Origin of the sequence: Corynebacterium sp. LK26, assembly GCF_014335085.1 — a bacterium.
In the GTDB taxonomy this organism is placed as follows: Bacteria; Actinomycetota; Actinomycetes; order Mycobacteriales; family Mycobacteriaceae; genus Corynebacterium; species Corynebacterium jeikeium_D.
The window spans coordinates 187,307-207,982 of the sequence record NZ_PDHB01000001.1; the positions used below are offsets into that span (position 1 = coordinate 187,307).

Annotated in this window: 18 protein-coding genes; all 18 read right to left on the bottom strand. The window is 59.5% G+C overall.

Annotated features, from left to right (window positions below):
* Positions 1-3 precede the first annotated feature (3 nt).
* Positions 4-591, bottom strand: coding sequence for a riboflavin synthase (locus CRD13_RS00795; RefSeq protein ID WP_048731872.1), 588 nt, complete (start codon positions 589-591; stop codon positions 4-6).
* A 69-nt stretch (positions 592-660) separates the two neighbouring features.
* Positions 661-1,713, bottom strand: a complete 1,053-nt coding sequence (gene ribD / locus CRD13_RS00800; RefSeq protein ID WP_016422723.1) for a bifunctional diaminohydroxyphosphoribosylaminopyrimidine deaminase/5-amino-6-(5-phosphoribosylamino)uracil reductase RibD — start codon at positions 1,711-1,713, stop codon at positions 661-663.
* A 16-nt stretch (positions 1,714-1,729) separates the two neighbouring features.
* Positions 1,730-2,398 carry a ribulose-phosphate 3-epimerase gene (rpe, locus tag CRD13_RS00805; RefSeq protein ID WP_016422722.1) on the bottom strand — a complete coding sequence of 223 codons (669 nt, stop codon included), beginning with the start codon at positions 2,396-2,398 and terminating at the stop codon, positions 1,730-1,732.
* An 11-nt stretch (positions 2,399-2,409) separates the two neighbouring features.
* Entirely contained in the window at positions 2,410-3,867 is a 1,458-nt protein-coding gene (locus CRD13_RS00810) for an RsmB/NOP family class I SAM-dependent RNA methyltransferase (protein ID WP_016422721.1), read from the bottom strand.
* Positions 3,868-4,842, bottom strand: coding sequence for a methionyl-tRNA formyltransferase (gene fmt, locus CRD13_RS00815; RefSeq protein ID WP_016422720.1), 975 nt, complete (start codon positions 4,840-4,842; stop codon positions 3,868-3,870). It abuts the gene before it with no gap.
* A 94-nt stretch (positions 4,843-4,936) separates the two neighbouring features.
* The gene (gene def / locus CRD13_RS00820; protein ID WP_016422719.1) at positions 4,937-5,440 is read right to left on the bottom strand and encodes a peptide deformylase; all 504 of its coding nucleotides are present in this window, start codon (positions 5,438-5,440) and stop codon (positions 4,937-4,939) included.
* A 60-nt stretch (positions 5,441-5,500) separates the two neighbouring features.
* Entirely contained in the window at positions 5,501-7,537 is a 2,037-nt protein-coding gene (locus CRD13_RS00825) for a primosomal protein N' (RefSeq protein WP_016422718.1), read from the bottom strand.
* Between the two features lie 49 nt (positions 7,538-7,586).
* Positions 7,587-8,804 carry a methionine adenosyltransferase gene (metK, locus tag CRD13_RS00830; protein ID WP_016422717.1) on the bottom strand — a complete coding sequence of 406 codons (1,218 nt, stop codon included), beginning with the start codon at positions 8,802-8,804 and terminating at the stop codon, positions 7,587-7,589.
* Between the two features lie 118 nt (positions 8,805-8,922).
* Positions 8,923-10,203, bottom strand: a complete 1,281-nt coding sequence (gene coaBC / locus CRD13_RS00835; RefSeq protein ID WP_187401171.1) for a bifunctional phosphopantothenoylcysteine decarboxylase/phosphopantothenate--cysteine ligase CoaBC — start codon at positions 10,201-10,203, stop codon at positions 8,923-8,925.
* A gap of 27 nt (positions 10,204-10,230) precedes the next feature.
* Entirely contained in the window at positions 10,231-10,509 is a 279-nt protein-coding gene (gene rpoZ / locus CRD13_RS00840) for a DNA-directed RNA polymerase subunit omega (RefSeq protein WP_005510796.1), read from the bottom strand.
* Between the two features lie 117 nt (positions 10,510-10,626).
* Complete coding sequence (gene gmk, locus CRD13_RS00845; RefSeq protein ID WP_070438382.1) at positions 10,627-11,199, bottom strand: guanylate kinase; 573 nt, start codon at positions 11,197-11,199, stop codon at positions 10,627-10,629.
* A 5-nt stretch (positions 11,200-11,204) separates the two neighbouring features.
* Positions 11,205-11,531: an integration host factor, actinobacterial type gene (gene mihF / locus CRD13_RS00850; RefSeq protein WP_016422714.1), complete on the bottom strand. Its 327-nt coding sequence runs from the start codon at positions 11,529-11,531 to the stop codon at positions 11,205-11,207.
* Between the two features lie 421 nt (positions 11,532-11,952).
* Complete coding sequence (pyrF, locus tag CRD13_RS00855) at positions 11,953-12,822, bottom strand: orotidine-5'-phosphate decarboxylase (RefSeq protein ID WP_070438379.1); 870 nt, start codon at positions 12,820-12,822, stop codon at positions 11,953-11,955.
* A 1-nt stretch (position 12,823) separates the two neighbouring features.
* On the bottom strand, positions 12,824-16,183 hold the full coding sequence (carB, locus tag CRD13_RS00860) for a carbamoyl-phosphate synthase large subunit (RefSeq protein WP_049193726.1): 3,360 nt from the start codon (positions 16,181-16,183) through the stop codon (positions 12,824-12,826).
* Positions 16,184-16,207: 24 nt separating this feature from the next.
* Positions 16,208-17,440: a glutamine-hydrolyzing carbamoyl-phosphate synthase small subunit gene (carA, locus tag CRD13_RS00865; RefSeq protein WP_255465687.1), complete on the bottom strand. Its 1,233-nt coding sequence runs from the start codon at positions 17,438-17,440 to the stop codon at positions 16,208-16,210.
* A 38-nt stretch (positions 17,441-17,478) separates the two neighbouring features.
* Positions 17,479-18,840 (bottom strand): dihydroorotase, encoded by a 1,362-nt coding sequence (locus CRD13_RS00870; protein WP_016422710.1) that lies wholly within the window; start codon positions 18,838-18,840, stop codon positions 17,479-17,481.
* Positions 18,841-19,794 carry an aspartate carbamoyltransferase catalytic subunit gene (locus tag CRD13_RS00875; RefSeq protein ID WP_016422709.1) on the bottom strand — a complete coding sequence of 318 codons (954 nt, stop codon included), beginning with the start codon at positions 19,792-19,794 and terminating at the stop codon, positions 18,841-18,843.
* Entirely contained in the window at positions 19,791-20,360 is a 570-nt protein-coding gene (gene pyrR, locus CRD13_RS00880; RefSeq protein WP_016422708.1) for a bifunctional pyr operon transcriptional regulator/uracil phosphoribosyltransferase PyrR, read from the bottom strand. The genes CRD13_RS00875 and pyrR overlap by 4 nt, the downstream gene beginning before the upstream one ends.
* Positions 20,361-20,676: the final 316 nt, after the last annotated feature.

Genomic DNA, 20,676 nt, shown 5'->3' on the forward strand with positions numbered 1-20,676 from the left:
AGCTTATCTTTCCAACATTTTCTCGACGTACTTGGCTAGCACATCGACTTCCAAATTGACCTTGGTGCCTACCGCGGTCGAACCAATAACGGAGTCCGTCAGCGTCGTCGGTATCAGGCTGACTTCAAAGAACCCCTCGCCTACTGCAGAGACGGTCAACGAAGTACCATCCACGGCAATTGAGCCCTTTTCCACGACATACTTGGAGAGATGCTCCGGCAGCGAAATCCGCACTACTTCCCAGCGCTCCCCTGGCGTGCGCGAAATAACCTCGCCGGTGCCATCGACATGTCCCTGCACGATATGGCCGCCAAGGCGTTGACCGACTGCGGTTGCACGTTCGAGGTTGACCTTGGAGCCGACCTCAACTTGGCCGAGGCTCGACCTAACCAGAGTCTCTTGCATGAGATCAGCGGTAAAGAAATCATCGCCAAACTCCACGACGGTCAAACAAACGCCATTGACAGCAATGGAATCACCGTGGTGCACGTCGTCAAGCACGGTGGTCGCGCGAATGGTCAGAGTAATGGAATCGGCTTCGCGGTGGATTTCGCGAATTTCGCCGAGTTCCTCAACAATTCCCGTAAACATAGTGGTCAGGAAAATCCTTTACCGTTTGTTATAAATTGAAAGATTTTTACAAAATTAACTCTAGCCGGTCTACCCGCGATCTTTGCCACTGCGGAGAGCCGTAATCAAAATGTCATCTCCCAGAGTCTCGACCGCGACGGTACGAAAGCGCGAGATGTCAGTGATGGTGGTCTCATGGTTGGCCGATGTCACCGGCAGACCAGCTCCGAGAAACGCCGGGGCAATGTAAGACTCAATCGCGTCGACAGCATCGGCTTCTAAGAAAGCGCTGGCGAGCCGTGGGCCGCCTTCTACCAGCACGTCAATAAGTCCCATATCCGCCATTGTCTCCAGCGCCACTTCCACATCGTGAGTGCGAATGTGGCGGAAGTTATCGCCGCGGATATTCGCATCGGCGGCGACCTCCGAGGTGCCGATCGCGATGCGCAGGGGTTGCGTTGACAGCTCCTCGCCGTCTGGTGTGCGCGCGGTCAATCGCGGATTGTCAGCGAGCACTGTTCCCGTTCCGACGACAATCGCTTGCCGACGTGCACGATCGATATGTACCCGTGCCCGCGCCTGCTCCCCCGTAATCCACTGCGAGGTGCGGTCGGTAGCGGCGGCGAAACCATCCAGCGTGCCCGCCGTCTTCAGCGTGATGTGTGGGCGCCGAGTGCGCTGCCAGTGTAACCATGGACGCAGATAGCCATCCGCCACACGATTGCGTTGGAACTCCTCGACCACGTCGATTCCCTTGTATCGCAACCACTCGCTGCCGCCAGCGGCCACGGGATTAGGATCGGCGACCGCAAATATGACGCGGGAAACTCCGGCTGCCGCAAGTGCCTCGGTGCACGGTGGTGTACGGCCGATATGATTGCACGGCTCTAGTGTGACCACTGCAGTACCGCCCTGAGCTCGTGCCCCCGCCATTTCTAATGCTTGTGGCTCTGCGTGTCGGCCACCTACCGGCTCAGTTCCGGCCACTCCTACCGCAATCCCTGCGGTATCGAGGATGACGCAACCAATCGGTGGATTGGGATAGGTGGTGCCCCGAACTCGCTGGCCGGCTTCTATGGCCAATGCCATAGCTTGAGCGTCAGTCAGCGGCTGTGCGGAGACGAGATCCGGAAACTGTGCCACCGTGCTTCACCGCCGTCTACTTAGTTGCAGCAGTAGTGGCCAATGCGCGCAGCTCATCGACAGCCGCCGCACGATCATCAGCGCCGAAAACGGCCGACCCTGCAACGAAGGCGTCGCAACCGGCGGCGGCAGCGGATTCGATGGTCTTGGCGGAGATACCACCGTCAATCTCGATCAGAGTATCCAGACCTTCGGCATCAATGCGCTGACGCAGCTTCTCGACCTTGGTTAGCTGATCCGGCATAAAGGACTGGCCCCCGAAACCGGGTTCGACACTCATGACCAGCACCTCGTCGAATTCGGCGAGGTGATCCAGCCACGGCTCAATTGGGGTACCCGGGCGCAGCGAGAACCCGGCCTTCACGCCCTGGGAACGAATGTGGCGTGCCAGTGCGATGGCATCGTCGACGGCTTCCACATGGAAAATAACGGAGCTCGCCCCCGCCTTAATGTAGGTGTCGACCCACTTCTCCGGGTTCTCAATCATGAGATGGACATCCAAGTACTTGTCCGTCACCGCAGCTACGGCCTCCAGCACCGGAGCGCCGAAGGACAGGTTGGGAACGAAGTGGCCATCCATGACGTCGATATGCAGCCAATCTGCATTGGCTACAGCCTCAACCTCGCGGTCGAGGCGAGCGAAGTCAGCAGCGAGAATGGACGGGGCAATAATTGGTGCGCTCATAACCTCTGAGCCTAGTCGTTCTTGCGCAAAACTGAGAAGAACATCGCATCGGTACCGTGGCGGTGTGGCCACATCTGCACAGATGGATACGGTCCGACATCAGTCATCGGCGCTACCAACTCGTGTGCATTCAGCTCCGTCACCGGCAATTCCGTCACTGCCCTATCGACAATGCCCCTGGTTTCCCGCAGATGCGGAGAACACGTGGAATAGACGATGATGCCACCCGGCCGTGCCAGACGCACAGCTTCACTGAGCAGTTCAAACTGCAGCGCAGTCAAGGAGTTCAGATCGGACGGCGACTTCCGCCAGCGCGCTTCCGGGCGACGGCGAAGCGAGCCCAAACCAGAGCACGGCGCGTCTACCAAAATGCGGTCAAAGCCTGCCTCCAGCCCGGTATCGCGACCATCCGCAACGGTTACAGTCACTGGCAGCCCGGCCGTGGCCTTCTTCACCAGTTCTGCGCGAGTCGCAGATACCTCAACAGCGTCGAGCTTCGCGCCCTCAATAGCTGCGATGCCGCCGATGAAAGCTGACTTACCACCGGGGCCGGAACACAAATCTAACCAGCGGCCGCTGTCTTCACCGGCAACGGGTGCCATGGTGACGGCACGCGCAATGAGCTGAGAACCCTCGTCCTGCACCGCAGCCAAGCCCTGTCGGACCGGCTCCAATTCTCCTGGGGCACCGGAATCCAAGCGCACGCAGTACGGCGACCACGGTCCCTCTTCACCGCCGGTGATCAGTGCCAATTCCTCAGCAGTAATCTCGCCCGGACGAGCGACCAAGTGCACCAACGGGCGCGCATCGTCGGCAGCGAGTGCCTGCTGCAGCTCACCGGCTTGTGCACCGAGTGCGCGGGCAAACTCCATCGCAATCCAGCGCGGGTGGGCATGCTTCATCGCTACGTAGCTAATCGGATCGGTCGCAGGATCCGGCGCGACCTCAGCCACCCATTCGCCTTCGGTCTTCGAGGAAACTTTCCTCAAAATGGCATTGACAAAGCCGCGCGCACCAGGTCCCGCTACCTTCGCCACCGCCCGCACCGAGGTATCGACCGCCGCGTAGGCATCGACGCGCGTACGCAGCAGCTGGTACGTGCCCAGGCGCAACACATCCATCACCGGTCCAGCAATATCGTTTAACGGGCGTGACGACGATGCCTCAATCACGGCATCCAACAGGCCTTCCGCCCGCAGTGTGCCGTACGTCAGCTCAGTTGCAAAAGCAGCATCCCGACCCTTGAGCTTGTGTGCCTTCAGCAACCTGGGCAGCAGCAGGTTCGCGTAAGCATCATTCTCGCGAACGTCGGCTAGTACCTTCAGTGCGACCTTGCGCGGTTGGTCAATGCCACCGCGATTGTCCCCACCTCTGTTGTCACGGTTACGGTTGCGGTCATTGCGGTTCTGTCCGCTGCGGTTGCCGCGCTGCCGTCCGCCACCGGTGTGGCGGGGTTTGTCGTTGCCCATTTACTCGCAGACCTTTCCGCCGGGTTGGCTACCTCGCGCCCAGTCGGACGCATCCATCATCTTCTTACCCTGTGGCTGCACCTTCACCAGCTGCACATAGCCATCGGCACAACGCACAGATACTCGGTGCTTCTCCACTACCAACTCACCCGGTGTGGCGGCTGCCGCCTCCGGAGCAGCTGCCTTTCGCACCTCGTCGACCGCGGCGCTGTCCTCGTCGGAAAGCGGGGTGAGCTCTCCGACCTTCAAACGTGCGCCGTCGAGAGTTGTCCACGCACCTGGGGCAGGCGTGAATGCACGAGCGCGGCGGTCAAGAAGATGTCGCGGCTGAGTCCAAACGATTCGGGCATCCTCCGGCCCGAACTTAGCGGCGTAACTGACATCCTGTTCTGGCTGAGCGGTCGGACGCAACGCACCGGCTTCGATGCCGTCCATGGTGGCGGCTAGAAGATCCGCGCCGGAGTATGCCAGGCGGGTCAAAAGGTCGTCGGCATTATCGGTCGGGCGAATCGCTTCGGTGACGGTACCGAAAACTGGTCCGGTATCCAGACCCTTTTCAATCCGGAAAGTACTGGCACCCGTGACTTCATCGCCGGCAGCGATAGCTGCCTGCACCGGCGCGGCACCTCGCCAAGCAGGAAGCAGTGAGAAATGCAGATTGACCCAGCCGTGCGTCGGTACATCGAGCAATTCCTCCGGCACGAGATTGCCGTAGGCGACCACCGGGATGCAGTCGGCGTTTAACTCGCGGATCTGCTGCTGGATCTCTTCATCGCGCAGGGTCGTCGGGGTGAGCACGGGAATGTCGTGTTCCAAGGCCAGAGCCTTCACCGGCGAGGGCGAAAGCGACTTACCGCGGCCACGGCGGGCATCGGGGCGAGTGAGAACAGCGACGATTTCATGACGGGAGTCTTCGAGCAACTTCTTCAGTGCAACGACAGCAGGTTCCGGGGTTCCGGCAAAAATCAGGCGCACAGTAAGTGGATTCCTTCCTGGTGGACCTAGTTGTTCTAGTTAATCTAGTGATGAAACTCGGGGCGCCACACCCAGGGGTCTAGGCGCAGGTGAGTTAACCGCGGTTGAGGAACCAGTCCTGCTCACGCAGAGAACGCATCGCGGTCTTGCGCTCGTCGCCCTCGAGACGCTTCAAAAACAGCACACCATCCAGGTGGTCGCTTTCATGCTGCACACAGCGAGCCAGCAAATCATCAGCTTCGAAGCTCACCGGTGTGCCGTGGCGATCCTGGCCAGTAACGCGCACACGTGCGTGTCGAGTCACGGGTCCATTAATACCCGGGATAGATAGGCATCCTTCGATTTCGTGGACAGTCTCGTCGCCGATGGCTTCCCATTCCGGATTGACGATGTGCCCGCGGGTGCCGTTGCAGTCGTAGACGAAAACGCGCTGCAGCACGCCGACCTGGTTTGCCGCGAGCCCGACGCCCTGTTGCTCGTCCATCGTGTCGAACATGTCATCAATCAGGTGCGACAGCGTCGCGTCGAAATCAGTGACGGTATCCGCCTTGGACAGCAACACCGGATCGCCGAAAAGACGTACCTCACGAACTGCCATGAACTTAGAGCCTCCAAGAAAACTGGTGTGAATCAAGCGATAACGCGCTCATTTTAGCAGCTAGCCGAAATTAATCGGATCGACGACAACGCGCACCGGCGTCGGGTCCTTCCTGGTCGCTCGAACGACCTGTGCTGCCTTCAACGCCGCTCCCACCGCCCGTGCTTGCCGACGGTCACAGCGCACCAACATCCGCTGAATAGGTGTACCCGGTTCCACGCCTGCTGGTGGTCTGGCGTTGCGGGGAAGGTCTACCGGCCCCAGGATTTCCGCGCCCGATGGAACCTCCAGGGACTCCATGAAGTTACGCAGGCCCTCTTCAGTCCCGTCCACCGCTGCCACGTGAAAGGCCGGAGGCAGAGTGGCGGCTGTACGGTCGGCCAATTCCCTGTTCGCAGCGCCTACCGCGTCCCATGCCAGAAGATCGGCCACAGTCGGGACTGCAGCATCCGCATCGATAACCACTGCCCCTCCTCGCTCCCGCGGTCGCGCAAGCGTGACAGCTCGAGACCAATGCGCATAGGCCTCTTCATGAGCGCGCAAGTCCTGCCGGCCGAGCATCGCCCAAGTGTCCAGCAGCATCACTGCACCGTAGCCCTCCGGCGCATAAGGCTCGGCTCCCGGCGTGGCCACCACGACCCTCGGGCCTTCGGGAATGTCGTCAACAATCCGTTCGCCAGAGGAAGCGACGACTGGGAATGGACTGAAAATACGACCAAACTCTTCCGCCGTACGTTCACTGCCGACCACGACTGGCCGAATCTTGGTGGAACCGCAGCTATGGCAACGGTGGTGGATGTCGATGCGGCCACACCACCGACAGGTCGGCGGCGCCGGATCGTCCGGGTTATCGGACGGTGGAATTCCCAGTGGACCGTTACACCAGCGACAGCGCGCAGGAGCACCACAGGAACGACACGACAATGTCGGTACATATCCCTTGCGGGGTACCTGGACCAGAATCGGAAGCTCTTCGCGCAGCGCGGCTTTTGCCCGTCGAAAAGCGATGGCAGGAAGGCGTCCCCTACTGACGTCATCCGGGTCTTCGGAAGTGTCCGTGGAGGCAATCATCTCCGGCATGGATTCAGCTAGGGCGTCGGCGCCTGCAACCAGATTGTGCGCCCAACCTGAGGAGACCAGCAGCTGCACCTCTGCTGTACGGCTATACGATGCAAAAATAAGAGCGCATCCCTCCTGCGCACTTCGCGTGACCAGCACCTCGCGAGAGTGGACGTAGGGTGCGCGGGGGTCTACGAGGTTGTCATCGCCATCATCGACAATCACTGCTAAACGCAGATTCTGCACTGGGGCGTACGCTGCCGAACGCGTGCCGACGACTATGCGCCCCTGGCCGTGCAGGATATCCAGGTACCGGCGATAGCGGGACTCGGGCCCGAGACCAGCCCCGAGAAGAGTGAGCTGACGGGCAGAAATGAGCTCGCGAAAAGCGCTCTCGAAGCGCGCCTGCATGCGTGCGTCCGGCACAATGATGAGAACACCGCCACCATCGCGGGCGACCGAAACGCTGAGCGCGGCGAGCATGGCTGCCACCTGTTCCCCTGGAACTGGCTGCCACGCTGCGCGTGCCGGGGCGCCCTTGCGGACGGAATCGACAAAGGATTCGCCGAAGACATAGTTGCCCCAAGCGGAAAGATCCGGATCCTCGGTGGCAAGCTTTCCCAATTCCTCCCACGTCGGGGGCATGTTCTCCTTGCGGGCACGTTCGGCCCGTGCATGGCGGGTTGGGATGGCGGAGCGAATGATGTTTGAGCGTGTTGCGCCGTAATACTCCGCCAGAGAATCCACCAACCGTCGAAGCTGTGGCGGATAGACAACCTCAGTGCTGATGACATCCTTGAGATAGGACAGTTTGCCGTCGTGAGTGGGCGTGGCACAGCGCTCCAGCACCAGCGCATTGACCAATTGGCCGTGGAATCGAATCCGCACCCGGCAACCGACAACCGCTTCCTCCGCTAGCGCGCGCGGAACCAGGTAATCGAAGGGGCGATCCAACTGCGGCAGCCCCAAAAGTGGAAGCACCCGCGCGACTGGCAGCTTCTCAGCTGCGGCGGCGGGTGCGAAGGGGGCGTCGGTCATAGAGTCTTACTCTACTTCCCCACCCCAGGGTCATGCTGGCGGGTGGTGTTTATCCCAGGCCAGCGGCTGCGCGGAGCTCTTCAACACGGTTGAGTTGCTCCCACGGCAGGTCCAAGTCAGTTCGGCCGAAGTGACCGTAGGTGGAGGTCTGCGCATAAATCGGGCGCAGCAAGTCCAGGTCACGAATAATAGCGGCCGGACGAAGGTCGAAGACCTTGTTGATAGCCTCGCGGATGGCGTCGTCTGAAACGTGACCGGTGCCGAAAGAGTCGACGTAAAGGCCTACCGGGCGAGCGCGGCCGATAGCGTAGGCGACCTGAATCTCCAGGCGGTCAGCCAGACCCGCAGCCACGGCATTCTTCGCAACCCAACGGGTGGCATAAGCGCCGGAGCGGTCCACCTTTGACGGGTCCTTACCCGAGAATGCGCCGCCACCGTGGCGAGCCATACCGCCGTAGGTGTCGACGATAATCTTGCGGCCGGTCAGGCCGGCATCGCCCATCGGCCCACCGATAATAAATTGGCCAGACGGGTTGACCAGCAGCTTCAATTCATCGGTAACAAAGCGCTCGCGCAAGTTAGCGTCGTCGAGCACCCAATCGACTACGTGAGTCTTAATCTGCTCGGTAATCCACTCCTGGGTCACATCCGGGTCGTGCTGCGTGGACACCACAACAGTGTCCAAGTACACCGGGTTATTGTCTTCGTCGTAAGCGAAGGTGACCTGAGTCTTACCATCCGGTCGAAGCGATGGGACGATGCCTTCCTTGCGTACCTGCGTCAAGCGGCGAGCCAGGCGGTGTGCCAGCGCAATCGGTAGCGGCATGTACTCCGGAGTTTCGTTGGTAGCGTAGCCGAACATCAGCCCCTGGTCGCCAGCGCCCTTGAGATCTTCTGCTTCGACTTCGCCATCAGAGCTGCGTGCTTCCAGAGAAGTGTGCACACCGTCGTGAATATCTGAGGACTGCTCACCGATCGAAACGGAGACGCCGCAGGTCTTGCCGTCAAAGCCCTTTTCAGAAGAATCGAAACCGATCTCCTTCAGTCGACTCCGGACAATACCGGGGATGTCAACGTAGCTCTTCGTGCGAACTTCGCCAACAACATGGACTAAACCGGTAGTCACCACAGTCTCAACGGCGACCATCGATGCAGAATCCTGCGCGAGCATAGCGTCAAGGATGGAGTCCGAAATCGAGTCGCAAATCTTATCTGGGTGCCCCTCGGTAACAGATTCACTGGAAAACAGCCGAAGATTAGAGGCCACGAGCAGTACAACTTTCTTCTAGATCATTTCCCCACGCCTGCGGTGTCGCTGCGGCGTGGGTTTTCGTTTGATTCGATAATTATAGACCAAGCGGTTCAGTCGCCGTAGTAGGCCTCCGCTACTCCGCTGGCTGAGGTTCCTGTCGCAGCTCGGAAACTGCATCCAAAATCGAACCGGCCACCGAGAATTTTGAGCCCCGCGGCACGTCCCACTGCTCGCCATCGAGAGACAACAACCATCCGACATTGTCCGTCGCACCGAAAGTTTGCCCACCTGAGACGTCGTTACACATGAGCAAATCGCAGCCCTTGCGCACAATTTTCTGCTTCGCAAGCTCGAGTGGCGTCGTCGTCTCGTCGCCGGTCTCAGCCGCAAAGCCCACCATCGTCGTGGTTGCCGGAATCTCGCCCGCTTTACGACGCTCCACAGTGGTAGCCAGAATGTCAGGGTTTTCTACGAGCTGGATGTTGCTCAAAGCGTCGTCTGCGACGCCCTTCTTCATCTTGGCCCCAGCGGTCGATGCCGGACGGAAGTCGGCGACGGCAGCGGCAAAAATGCAGACATCGGCCAACTTGGAGTGTTCGTGGGCGGCCTCGGCCATCTCCAAAGTGGAATCAACCTTTACCACATTCGCGCCCAGCGGTGTCGGCAACTGATCTGTATGTCCTGCCACCACAGTGACCAGAGCGCCACGCTGTGCTGCCATCTCAGCTAGCGCGAAGCCCTGACGCCCTGAGGAGTGGTTGCCGATAAAACGTACCGGGTCGATAGCCTCACGGGTGCCACCGGCAGTAATCATGAAGCGCACGCCCTCGAAGTCGCGGCGGAAGTGGCGCGGATTCTCGACTGCAGCCAATGCCAGCGAAACTATCTGCTCTGGCTCCGGCAGACGACCTGGACCAGTGTCCTTACCAGTCAAACGGCCATGGGCCGGATCGAGGACAATAGTGCCATGGCGACGAAGAATCGCGACATTATCCCGCGTAGCTGGATGGTTCCACATCTCGGTGTGCATGGCAGGAGCCAGAACCACCGGGCAGGTCGCCACAAGCAAAGTTGCGGTGAGAAGGTCGTCGGCACGCCCGTGTGCGGCACGCGCCATAAAGTCGGCAGTCGCGGGAACCACGACGACGAGGTCGGCCTCCTGCCCCACGCGGACATGCTGAACTTCATCGACTGCGTCAAAAACCGTAGTCGACACCGGGTTCCCCGACAGCGCCTCGAAAGTAGCCGCACCTACAAAATTCAATGCGGACTCGGTGGGAACGACGCGAACATCGTGACCGAGTTCCTTGAAGCCACGAACAACGTGTGCGGCCTTATATGCAGCGATGCCGCCGGCAACCCCGACGACAACCTTTAAACATTCGGATACGTCAGCATTACCGGCGGCATGCATACAGATATCTCCCCTTAAGGAAATGCTCTAGCCCTCAGTGTGGTCCAGCAGACCAGCGTTGATTTCACGAAGAGCGATGGACAGAGGCTTCTCAGCGACCCCCGGAGTAACCAGCGGGCCAACGTACTCCAGCATGCCTTCGTCAATCTGCTGGTAGTAGTCATTAATCTGGCGTGCACGCTTGGCAGCGAAGATAGCCAGAGCGTACTTCGAAGAAGCCTTACCAAGCAGCTCATCGATCGGCGGATTGGTAATACCAATTGGCGGGTCGAACACTGCCTCGGTGGCGGTATTTTCCTGGGTCACGAGAAATCTTTCCTCAATAGAACGTGAGTTACTGGGGTGACAATAGAAACCGTCGGAGCAATAGAAACACCATTGCTTGGAAACGATTTCTACTATCGATGATGTGGAGTCGCCCTGTTACTTGCCAGTAGTCAGCGCCTGAGCGATGGCCGCCACAGCATCATCGACATTGTCGTTGACAACAACCTCATCGAATTCGTGCTGAGCATCCATTTCCACTCGCGCGGTTTCCAGGCGACGCTTGACTTGCGCCTCGGTTTCCGTGCCACGACCAGTGAGCCTGCTGACGAGAATCTCCCAGCTTGGCGGAGCCAAGAACAGCAGGTGAGCATTCGGCGCTACCTTACGGATGGAGCGGGCTCCCGCCAGATCCACCTCAACGAGTACCGGACGTCCCTCGGCGAGAGCTTTATCCACCGGGCCACGCGGCGTTCCAGAACGCTGCAGACCACCGTGGATTTCAGCCCACTCGAGCATCTCTCCTGCATCAATATGCTGTTGGAACTTCTCCGGGGTCACGAAGAAATAGTCGCGGCCATCGACCTCACCCGGCCGTGCGGCGCGGGTGGTCATGGAAACGCTGAAGTACAGTCCGGGAACCTCGGCACGGAGCCGACTGACAACAGTGGATTTTCCCACACCGGCAGGGCCGGCAAGGACTACCAGCTGACCGTTTTCATTCCCGGCCACTGCGACTAGTCCTCCACTGCGTAGCCGAAGCGCTCCAGCAGAGCGCGACGCTGACGGTCACCCAGGCCACGCAGGCGGCGGGTCTGAGCAATCTCCAGGTCATTCATGATGTCCTGTGCCTTGACCTTGCCGACCTTCGGCAGAGCCTCGAGCAGAGCGGAGACCTTCATCTTGCCGATGATCTCGTTCTCGTCAGCCTGCTTGAGAACCTCTGGCAGGTCGATAGCGCCACGCTTCAGCTTGTCCTTGAGCTCTGCGCGTACCTTGCGGGCCTGAGCTGCCTTCTCGAGTGCTGCTGCACGCTGCTCCGGGGTCAACTGCGGAAGGGCCACGTGTTCCTCCGTAAAAATAGATTGGTTAGTTTCTTATTTACTTGCACGAGCCTCGCGTCCACCAAGGGCAGGCAACGACACCGTGCTTAACGATTGGAGACCGTACCGCACTTACCGGTTGTTGAGGCAAATGCTGACGGGGTGTCGATAAAAATGACACCAGGGCTTTATCCGCCCCACCTTTCGGTCGTGGTCAACCAACTCCGGCGATTGTAGCACCGTTTGCCCAGGAGAATGGAAATTGACCACGGTTTTTGTACGAAATCTCCCAGGAATCGTCACAGTAACTTGCCTATACCTACTCCGCCGCCACCTGAGGCTCATTAGGAAAATCTCGGCAGCTAGGTACGGAAGAAGCCCGCAGGGGCACCTGTTCTATGAGGTGCGCCCTGCGGGCCTCTGCCAAATTGTCGATTCGCTGCTAACTCTCGGATAGGAACGGAGCCGCAGCTTCAATAGTTGCGCGCCGCAGCGCAGCAGGATCAGGCCCAGCGGAGAGAATTGCACGCGAAATATTTGGCAGTGCAAGCCCCTTGGATTCCCCTGCCAGACGATCTACATCGGCCGGGGTTCCACCCTGAGCTCCCACACCGGGCATGAGAATGGGACCACGCAGGTCACTGAGCACCGGGGCGTCGTCAAGCGTTGCGCCAACAACAACGCCGATGCTGCCCGCCTTTGCACCAGCGTCAATCTGGCGGGCATTAATAGCGGCTGCCTGGTTGACCATGGTCTGAGCCAGACTCTCACCCGAAACCGTCGCCTTCTGTACGGACGCACCTTCCGGATTGGACGTTGCGGCCAGCACGAACAGGCCGCGTCCGTTCTCCAACGCCAACGAAAACGCCGGATCAAGAGCACCGAACCCAAGGTACGGAGATACCGTCAGTGCGTCGGCGGCTAGCGGCGAGCTATCCGACAGCCAGGCATCAGCGTATGCAGCCATCGTCGAACCGATATCGCCCCGCTTGGCATCTGCAATCGACAGCGCACCGGCGTCCTTCAGATCCGCCAACGTCCGCTCCAGGACGGCAAAGCCCTTGGAACCGTAGGCTTCGAAGAACGCCACCTGGGGCTTGACGACGGCAACGATGTCACCGAACGCCTCGACGCATGTGGCGGCAAAACGCTCTAGACCGTCAGCCGAATGCGGCAACTGCCAGGCATCCAGCAGCCCCGGGTGCGGGTCGATGCCCACGCAGAGCCGACCGCGCTCGGCGACAACCTCGCTGAGGCGATCGCCGAAACCTTTGACTGTCCGCACTGCGGAACCTTCAGCCTTCGCGGTCATGTTAGGCCTGCTCCTGAGCAGCCAACTCTGCCGGGTGGAGTTCCTGCAGAGCCTTAACGCTCATCTCACCGTTGCGCAGTGCCAGAATGCCCTGCAGTGCGGCGACGGCCCCCTGAGCGGTGGTCACACAAGTTACGCCCTGGCTCACAGCAGCAGCGCGAATCTCATATCCGTCAGAGCGTGCGCCAGCAGAACCGGACGGGGTGTTGATAATGATGTCAACCTCACCGTCGCGAATCATGTCGACGATGTCGCGCTCGTCCGTCGGCGCATCGGAATCAGTCGTACGCTTTGCGACGACCTCACACTCAACACCGTTGCGGCGCAGCATACCGGCCGTACCCTCCGTTGCCAGGATGCGGAAGCCCATATCCGCCAGCGTGAGGATCGGGAAGACCAGAGTGCGCTTATCGCGGTTGGCCAGCGAGACGAAGATCGTGCCCTCGGTCGGCAGCTCACCGAAACCGGCCAGCTCGCCCTTGGCGAAAGCGGCACCAAAGTTGTCTGCCAAGCCCATGACTTCACCGGTGGACTTCATCTCCGGGCTCAGCAGGCTGTCGAGAGCGCGGCCCTCGAAGTCGCGGAAGCGGTTGAACGGCAGGACGGCTTCCTTAACCGCAATCGGAGCGTCAGCAGGCAGAGAGCCACCGTCGAAGTTGGACGGAATCATGCCCTCTTCGCGCAGTTCCGCGATAGTAGCGCCCATCATGACGCGGGACGCGGCCTTAGCCAGCGGAACTGAGGTTGCCTTGGAGACAAACGGTACGGTACGAGATGCACGCGGGTTGGCCTCGATGACGTAGAGCGTCTCGTCCTTGAGTGCGTACTGAACGTTCATCAGGCCCTTGACACCGATGCCGTGTGCCAGTGCCTTGGTGGATTCACGCACCTTGTCGATGATGCCTGCAGACAGAGTCATCGGAGGCAGCGCACACGCGGAGTCGCCGGAGTGAATACCGGCTTCCTCAATGTGCTCCATAACGCCGCCGAGGTAGACCTCTTCCCCATCACACAGTGCATCAACATCAATCTCGATGGCGCTGTCCAGGAAGCGGTCAACCAGTACCGGGTGCTCATTGGACAGCTCGGTAGCGCGGTTGATGTAGTCCTCCAGAGTGGCCTCATCGTAGACGATTTCCATGCCACGGCCGCCGAGGACGTAGGACGGACGGACCAGCACCGGGTAACCGATACCAGCGGCAACCTGGCGAGCTTCTGCGAAGGAGGTGGCGGTACCGAACTCCGGCGCCGGCAGCTTCGCCTCAGCCAGCACCTTGCCGAACTCACCGCGGTCCTCAGCCAGGTCGATTGCCTCTGGGCTAGTGCCGACAATCGGAACGCCTGCGGCCTGCAGACGCTCCGCCAGGCCCAGCGGAGTCTGGCCACCGAGCTGAACAATGACGCCTGCGACCTTTCCGGACTGGCTCTCAGCGTGGTAGACCTCGAGGACATCCTCGAAGGTCAATGGCTCGAAGTAGAGGCGATCTGCGGTGTCGTAGTCGGTGGAAACCGTTTCCGGGTTGCAGTTGACCATGACGGTCTCGTACCCAACCCGGGAGAGCTCGAGCGCCGCGTGGACACAGGAGTAGTCGAACTCAATACCCTGGCCGATGCGGTTAGGACCGGAACCGAGGATGATGACCTTTTCCTTCTCGGTCTGCGGGGCGACCTCGGACTCAGCAGCCGGGTCCAGCTCGTATGCCGAGTAGTGGTACGGAGTCTGTGCTTCGAACTCGGCGGAGCAGGTATCGACAGTCTTGAATACGGGGTGGATGTTCAGGCGCCAGCGCAGCTCGCGCACGCCGTCTTCCCCGGCCAATTCCGGACGCAGCGCAGCAATCTGGGCGTCGGACAGTCCCCAGTACTTAGCCTCACGCAGCAGGTCGGAGGTCAGCACCGGAGCGTCGATAAGCTCCTTGCGGATATCCTGCAGGTTTTCCATCTCGGCGATAAACCACGGATCCAGGCCGGAAGCTTCGTGGATCTGCTCGATGGAAGCACCCAGACGCTGAGCCAGCTCAACGTCGTAGATGCGACCTTCAGTCGGACGCTTCAGATCCTCAAGGACAGCGTTGACATCGTTTGCGCGCTCACCTGCGAAGTCCTCATCCGGAACAGTCCAGAAACCAGCTGGCTTGTTCTCCAGCGAACGCATGACCTTACCGAGCGCGCCGATGTAGTTACGGCCGATAGCCATGGCCTCACCGACGGACTTCATGGTGGTGGTCAGCGTATCGTCAGCACCTGGGAACTTCTCGAAAGCAAAGCGTGGAGCCTTGACAATCACGTAGTCCTGCACCGGCTCAAACGCTGCCGGGGTTTCACCGGTGATGTCGTTGGTGATCTCATCGAGGGTGTAGCCGATAGCCAGCTTGGCAGCAATCTTTGCAATCGGGAAACCAGTTGCCTTGGAAGCAAGCGCCGACGAGCGGGAGACACGCGGGTTCATCTCAATGGTGATGATGCGGCCGTCATTCGGGTTGATGGCGAACTGGATGTTACAGCCACCGGTGTCAACGCCGACCTCACGCAGAATTGCGATGCCTTGGTCACGCATGGTCTGGAACTCGCGGTCGGTCAGAGTCATCGACGGGGCGACAGTCACCGAGTCACCAGTGTGGACACCGAGGGCATCAACGTTTTCAATGGAGCAGACCACGACGACGTTGTCGTCGCCATCGCGCATGAGCTCGAGCTCAAATTCCTTCCAGCCGAGGATGGACTCCTCGATCAGAACATTGGCCTCGGGCGATGCGGCCAGGCCGCCACCTGCAATACGGTCGAGGTCTTCCTGGTTGAAGGCCAGACCGGAACCCAGACCGCCCATGGTGAACGAAGGGCGAACAACGACCGGAAGACCGAGCTCTGCAACAGTCTCATGGACTTCTTCCATGTTGTGGCAGACGCGGGAACGAGCGGATTCGCCACCAATCTTGGCGACGATGTCCTTGAACATCTGGCGATCCTCACCGCGCTGAATGGCCGGAATATCAGCACCAATCAGCTCGACATTGTACTTCTCCAGAATGCCCTCGCGGTCCAGCTGAATAGCTGCGTTCAGTGCAGTCTGGCCACCGAGAGTTGCCAGGACAGCGTCAATCGGGTTGCCCTCTGCAGCTTCCTTGGCCAGAATCTTTTCGATGTACTTGGTTTCAATCGGCTCGATATAGGTGGAGTCTGCGAACTCCGGGTCAGTCATAATCGTTGCCGGGTTGGAGTTGACCAGCGTGACTCTCAGGCCCTCTTCGCGCAGCACGCGGCAAGCCTGGGTGCCGGAGTAGTCGAACTCGCAGGCCTGACCGATAACAATCGGGCCGGAGCCGATAACCAGTACGTGGTTGATGTCTGTACGACGTGGCATGGTGTTAGGTCCCTTAGCCCTTTCCTACTTGTTCGAGTTTCCGGTTGCGGACTTGTTGAAATCGACCTTCTGGATCAGCGCCAGGAAGTCATCAAAGAGAGAGTGCGCATCGTGCGGGCCGGCTGCGGACTCCGGGTGGTACTGCACAGAAAAGGCCATGCCGTTCTTCAGTGCGACACCTTCCACGACGTCGTCGTTAAGGCAGGTGTGCGTAACCTCTGCCTCGCCCCACGGGGTATCGAAACTCTCGCCGGCCTTGCCTTCAAGTGCGAAACCGTGGTTCTGAGCGGTGATAAAAATACGGCCAGTGCGGTGGTCCTTCACCGGAACATTGACGCCGCGGTGACCGAAGACCAGCTTGTAGGTATTCAGGCCGAGTGCGCGACCAAGAATCTGGTTACCGAAGCAGATACCGAATAGCGGCATGCCGTCATCGAGGGCAGCCTTGGCGACCGCAACCATCTCATCAGCAGTTGCCGGGTCACCCGGGCCGTTGGACAAGAAGACACCGTCCGGCTGGTATTCCTTCTTAATATCTTCGTACGGAGTGTTCGCCGGAACAACTACGACTTCCAGGCCACGCTTAGCCAGCTCACGCGGGGTGTTGGACTTGATGCCCAGGTCGTAGGCCACAACACGTGCCTTCTTCTCCCCCTGCGGTTCCACGACATAGGCCTCATCGGTGCTGACCTCGCGAGCCAGATCCGCGCCCTTCATCGCAGGCTGAGCGCGAACGATTTCCACCAGCTTATCGACGGGCTGCTGTGCGTCCTCACCGGAGAAAATACCAGCGGCAATCGAGCCATTGTCGCGCAAATGGCGAACCAGCGCGCGGGTATCAATCTGGCGGATACCGATGATGCCCTGTGCCTTCAGTTCATCTTCCAAGCTGCGCTCCGAGCGCCAGTTGGAGGGAATGCGCGACAAATCGCGGATAATAAAGCCAGCTGCCCAAATCTTGTTTCCGCGGGACTCGTAGTCCTCATCGTTCCAACCGGTGTTGCCGATCTGTGGTGCGGTAGCCACAATCAGCTGGCGGTGGTAGGACGGGTCCGTCAGGGTTTCCTGGTAGCCCGTCATAGCGGTGGTAAAAACTGCCTCACCCAGGGTTGTACCGGTGGCGCCGAAACCGCGTCCGCGGAACACTCGGCCATCTGCCAATACCAGGACTGCCGCTGTAGCGGCCGCGGCCTGCGACTCGTTGCTCACGTTATTGCCTTTCAGTTGGGTAGCGTGCGAGGAATTTACATTAATCATACGGGACGCATGTGAATTTTTATGCGTTGACATGAATATTATCCAGCGACCTCTCCGTTAAGAGCGGTCACCTTACCGCGCAGCACGGTAGCTGCCACGGACACGGCCATCTCCATTTCCTCATATGGAGTGTTCTCAGACTTCGACGCCAGGTCTTCGCCGCGGACCGTCCACTTTTTGCCCGGGTCAACAACGGTCAGGTTGGCAGGCTCACCGACAGCAATCGGACGGCCGTGCCCCGGTAGCTTCACGATTTGAGCGGGACGCTCACTCATGACCTTGGCCAGCCAGCGCCAATCACAATCGCCCTTCAAAACGAACTCTTCGGCGATGATTGGCATCGAGGTCTCCAGACCAAGCATGCCGGGCTTAGCGTGCTCGAACTCGCAGCACTTTTCTTCAGAGCCGTGCGGAGCGTGGTCGGTAGCGACACAGTCAATGATCCCGTCAATCAGAGCCTGACGCAGAGCCAGGGTGTCGCGCTGCTCACGCAGCGGCGGATTGACGCGGTAGACGCCGTCGTAGGTCTCCAACTTCTCATCGGTGAGGATCAGGTGATGCGGGGTAACCTCGGCGGTCAGCGGAATATCATGCTCCTTTGCCCACTTGACCAGCTCAACCGTGCCTTCGGTGGAAGCGTGGCAGATGTGCATGCGTCCGCCGTAGTCGCGAGCCATAATGGCATCTCGGGCCACGATGGACTCCTCAGCTACGCGCGGCCACCCGGTCAGGCCGAGTCGTGCGGCGGTCGGACCTTCGTGAGCCGATGCATCTGCGGTCAGACGCGGATCTTCGCAGTGCTGCGCCAGCAATACGTCTTCGCCGCGGGCGTATTCAATCGCGCGGCGCATAATCAGCGGATTGTCAACGCACTTACCGTCATCGGAGAACATGCGTACCTTCGCCTGCGAGTCTGCCATCATGCCGAACTCAGTCAGCGTCTCGCCCTTCAGCCCCTTAGTAATGGATCCGACCGGGTGAACGTCGCAGAGGTTCAGCGCCTGGCCCTTGAGCCACACCGACTCAGCAATCGAGGGGTCATCGGTTACCGGCGCGGTATTGGCCATAGTGAACACTGCGGTGAAACCACCGCGTGCTGCGGCAGCGGAACCAGTGGCCAGGGTTTCCGTATCTTCACGGCCCGGCTCCCGCAGGTGCACATGGATGTCAACCAGGCCTGGCAAGAGAACGAGGGAGTCGAACTCCAGGACCTCTACCCCGTCCTCGGCCGTGAGATTTTCTCCAATCTCAGCGATAACGCCATCTTCAATCAAGACGTCGACGTCTTCGCCTTCACCGTAGGGACGCACACCCTTCAGCAGCAGCTGTCCCCGTGCGGGTGCTGCCAATGGTCCTACCTCGGGGTACGAGGCTTCGTCATACTCATTGCGATTCGACATTTATGCCTGCCCTTCCAAGTTGGCGGAAACACCTGAGGTCAGCAGTGTGAAAAGAACTGCCATGCGGACGTGGACACCGTTGGCTACCTGCTGCAGCACGGCAGTGCGCGGCAAATCAGCGACGGCATCGTTAATTTCCATGCCACGAAGCATCGGGCCTGGGTGCATCACAATGCAGTCGTCGCGAAGCATCTTCTCGCGAGCCTTCGACAGCCCGTAGCGAGTGGCGTATTCGCGATGGGATGGGAAGAAGCCTCCGTTCATGCGCTCCTGCTGAACGCGGAGCATCATCACGGCATCAGCATCGCGAATCTCGTCTTCCATGCGGTAGGCAACACGCACCGGCCAGGTCTCGATGCCAAACGGCAGCAGCGTCGGTGGCGCGACGAAGACGACCTCGGCGCCGAGCTTGCTTAGCAGATCGGCGTTAGAGCGAGCGACGCGAGAGTGCAAAATATCGCCAACGATGACGACCTTGCGCCCCTCAATTCCACCGAGGCGCTGACGCAACGTCACCGCGTCCAGGAGAGCCTGCGTCGGGTGCTGGTGCTTTCCGTCACCCGCGTTGATGATCGATGGGCCGTTGCCAAATTCCTCAGTCCACTTGGCGATCAGCTGTGCCGCGCCCGACGATGGGTGCCTAACGACGATGGCATCGCCGCCGATAGCATCCAAAGTCAGCGCGGTGTCTTTCAGACTTTCGCCTTTCTTCACAGAGGAAGAGGAAGCCGAGATATTAATAACATCGGCGCTCATCCACTTACCCGCAGTCTCAAAAGAAGAGCGGGTACGCGTGGAGTTCTCGTAAAAGAGGTTATAAATAGTGCGGCCGCGCAGGGTCGGCAGCTTCTTAATTTCCCGACCGCGGATGACCTCCTTGAAACGATCGGCCTCATCCATCAGGCCGACAATTTCATCCTTGGTCAAATCCGCAATGCTAATCAGGTGTTTCACTGTTCCTCCGCCCGGGTGAGAATAACCGCGTCACGGCCGTCAAGTGCCTCTACCAGCACATCGACGTCTTCGTCGCGGGAAGTTGGCAGATTCTTACCGACGTAATCGGCGCGAATTGGTAGTTGACGATGACCACGATCAACCAGCACTGCAAGCTGAATTACTCGCGGGCGACCGATGTCAGCAATAGCGTCGAGTGCGGCACGAATTGTGCGACCTGAGAAGAGGACATCGTCTACGAGAACAACGGTGGTGCCGTCGATTCCGGAGTTTGGAATGTTCGTGGGCTGCAGGGCGCGGTGCGGGCCCTTGCGCAAGTCATCCCTGTACAGGGTGATATCAAGCGATCCAGTTTCCGGGCGAATGCCGGAGAACTGTTCAATCAAATCGGCTAGCTTCTCCGCCAGCGGTACGCCACCAGATGGAATGCCGAGGAGAACTACGCGCCCAGCATTTGGGCTATCCAGCGCAGTTTTTTCAATAATTTGGTGCGCGATGCGCGCGATGGTACGTGCAACTTCGTCTGCATTGAGCAGCTCGGTTGTTTGCGGCGTTCCTTCGCTCATCGTGACCTCCTTCCCCGCCTCTCAGTGCGGTCCGTTAAAGGATGTCTTGATTGTGGATATTTGATTATCAGTTTGCGTGACCCGCAACTACGGTCGCGGTGCAAACTTCCGCTGACCAGAATAGCACTCACACTTAAATTGCCTCTAAATGCAACAAAACTCCAAGCCCCCAAAAAAGGGACTTGGAGTTTCAGACAATCCGCGAGAACCGACTGTGATCGGCTCGCAGTGAGCCCGGCCGCTTTGATTGGCTAGGACCCGTTCTCGCTCTTAGCCACGTCTTCAGCCACCAGCTTGGCAATATCGCTCATGTCCA

What these genes read in the sequence shown, in the direction of transcription:
- def (WP_016422719.1), bottom strand. Translation starts at nt 5,440, where the DNA reads ATGGCAGTTCGTGAGGTACGTCTTTTCGGCGATCCGGTGTTGCTGTCC.
- CRD13_RS00870 (WP_016422710.1), bottom strand. Translation starts at nt 18,840, where the DNA reads ATGTCGAATCGCAATGAGTATGACGAAGCCTCGTACCCCGAGGTAGGA.
- pyrF (WP_070438379.1), bottom strand. Translation starts at nt 12,822, where the DNA reads ATGACCGCGAAGGCTGAAGGTTCCGCAGTGCGGACAGTCAAAGGTTTC.
- carA (WP_255465687.1), bottom strand. Translation starts at nt 17,440, where the DNA reads ATGATTAATGTAAATTCCTCGCACGCTACCCAACTGAAAGGCAATAAC.
- rpe (WP_016422722.1), bottom strand. Translation starts at nt 2,398, where the DNA reads ATGAGCGCACCAATTATTGCCCCGTCCATTCTCGCTGCTGACTTCGCT.
- coaBC (WP_187401171.1), bottom strand. Translation starts at nt 10,203, where the DNA reads ATGCATGCCGCCGGTAATGCTGACGTATCCGAATGTTTAAAGGTTGTC.
- carB (WP_049193726.1), bottom strand. Translation starts at nt 16,183, where the DNA reads ATGCCACGTCGTACAGACATCAACCACGTACTGGTTATCGGCTCCGGC.
- CRD13_RS00810 (WP_016422721.1), bottom strand. Translation starts at nt 3,867, where the DNA reads ATGGGCAACGACAAACCCCGCCACACCGGTGGCGGACGGCAGCGCGGC.
- pyrR (WP_016422708.1), bottom strand. Translation starts at nt 20,360, where the DNA reads ATGAGCGAAGGAACGCCGCAAACAACCGAGCTGCTCAATGCAGACGAA.
- CRD13_RS00825 (WP_016422718.1), bottom strand. Translation starts at nt 7,537, where the DNA reads ATGACCGACGCCCCCTTCGCACCCGCCGCCGCAGCTGAGAAGCTGCCA.
- CRD13_RS00795 (WP_048731872.1), bottom strand. Translation starts at nt 591, where the DNA reads ATGTTTACGGGAATTGTTGAGGAACTCGGCGAAATTCGCGAAATCCAC.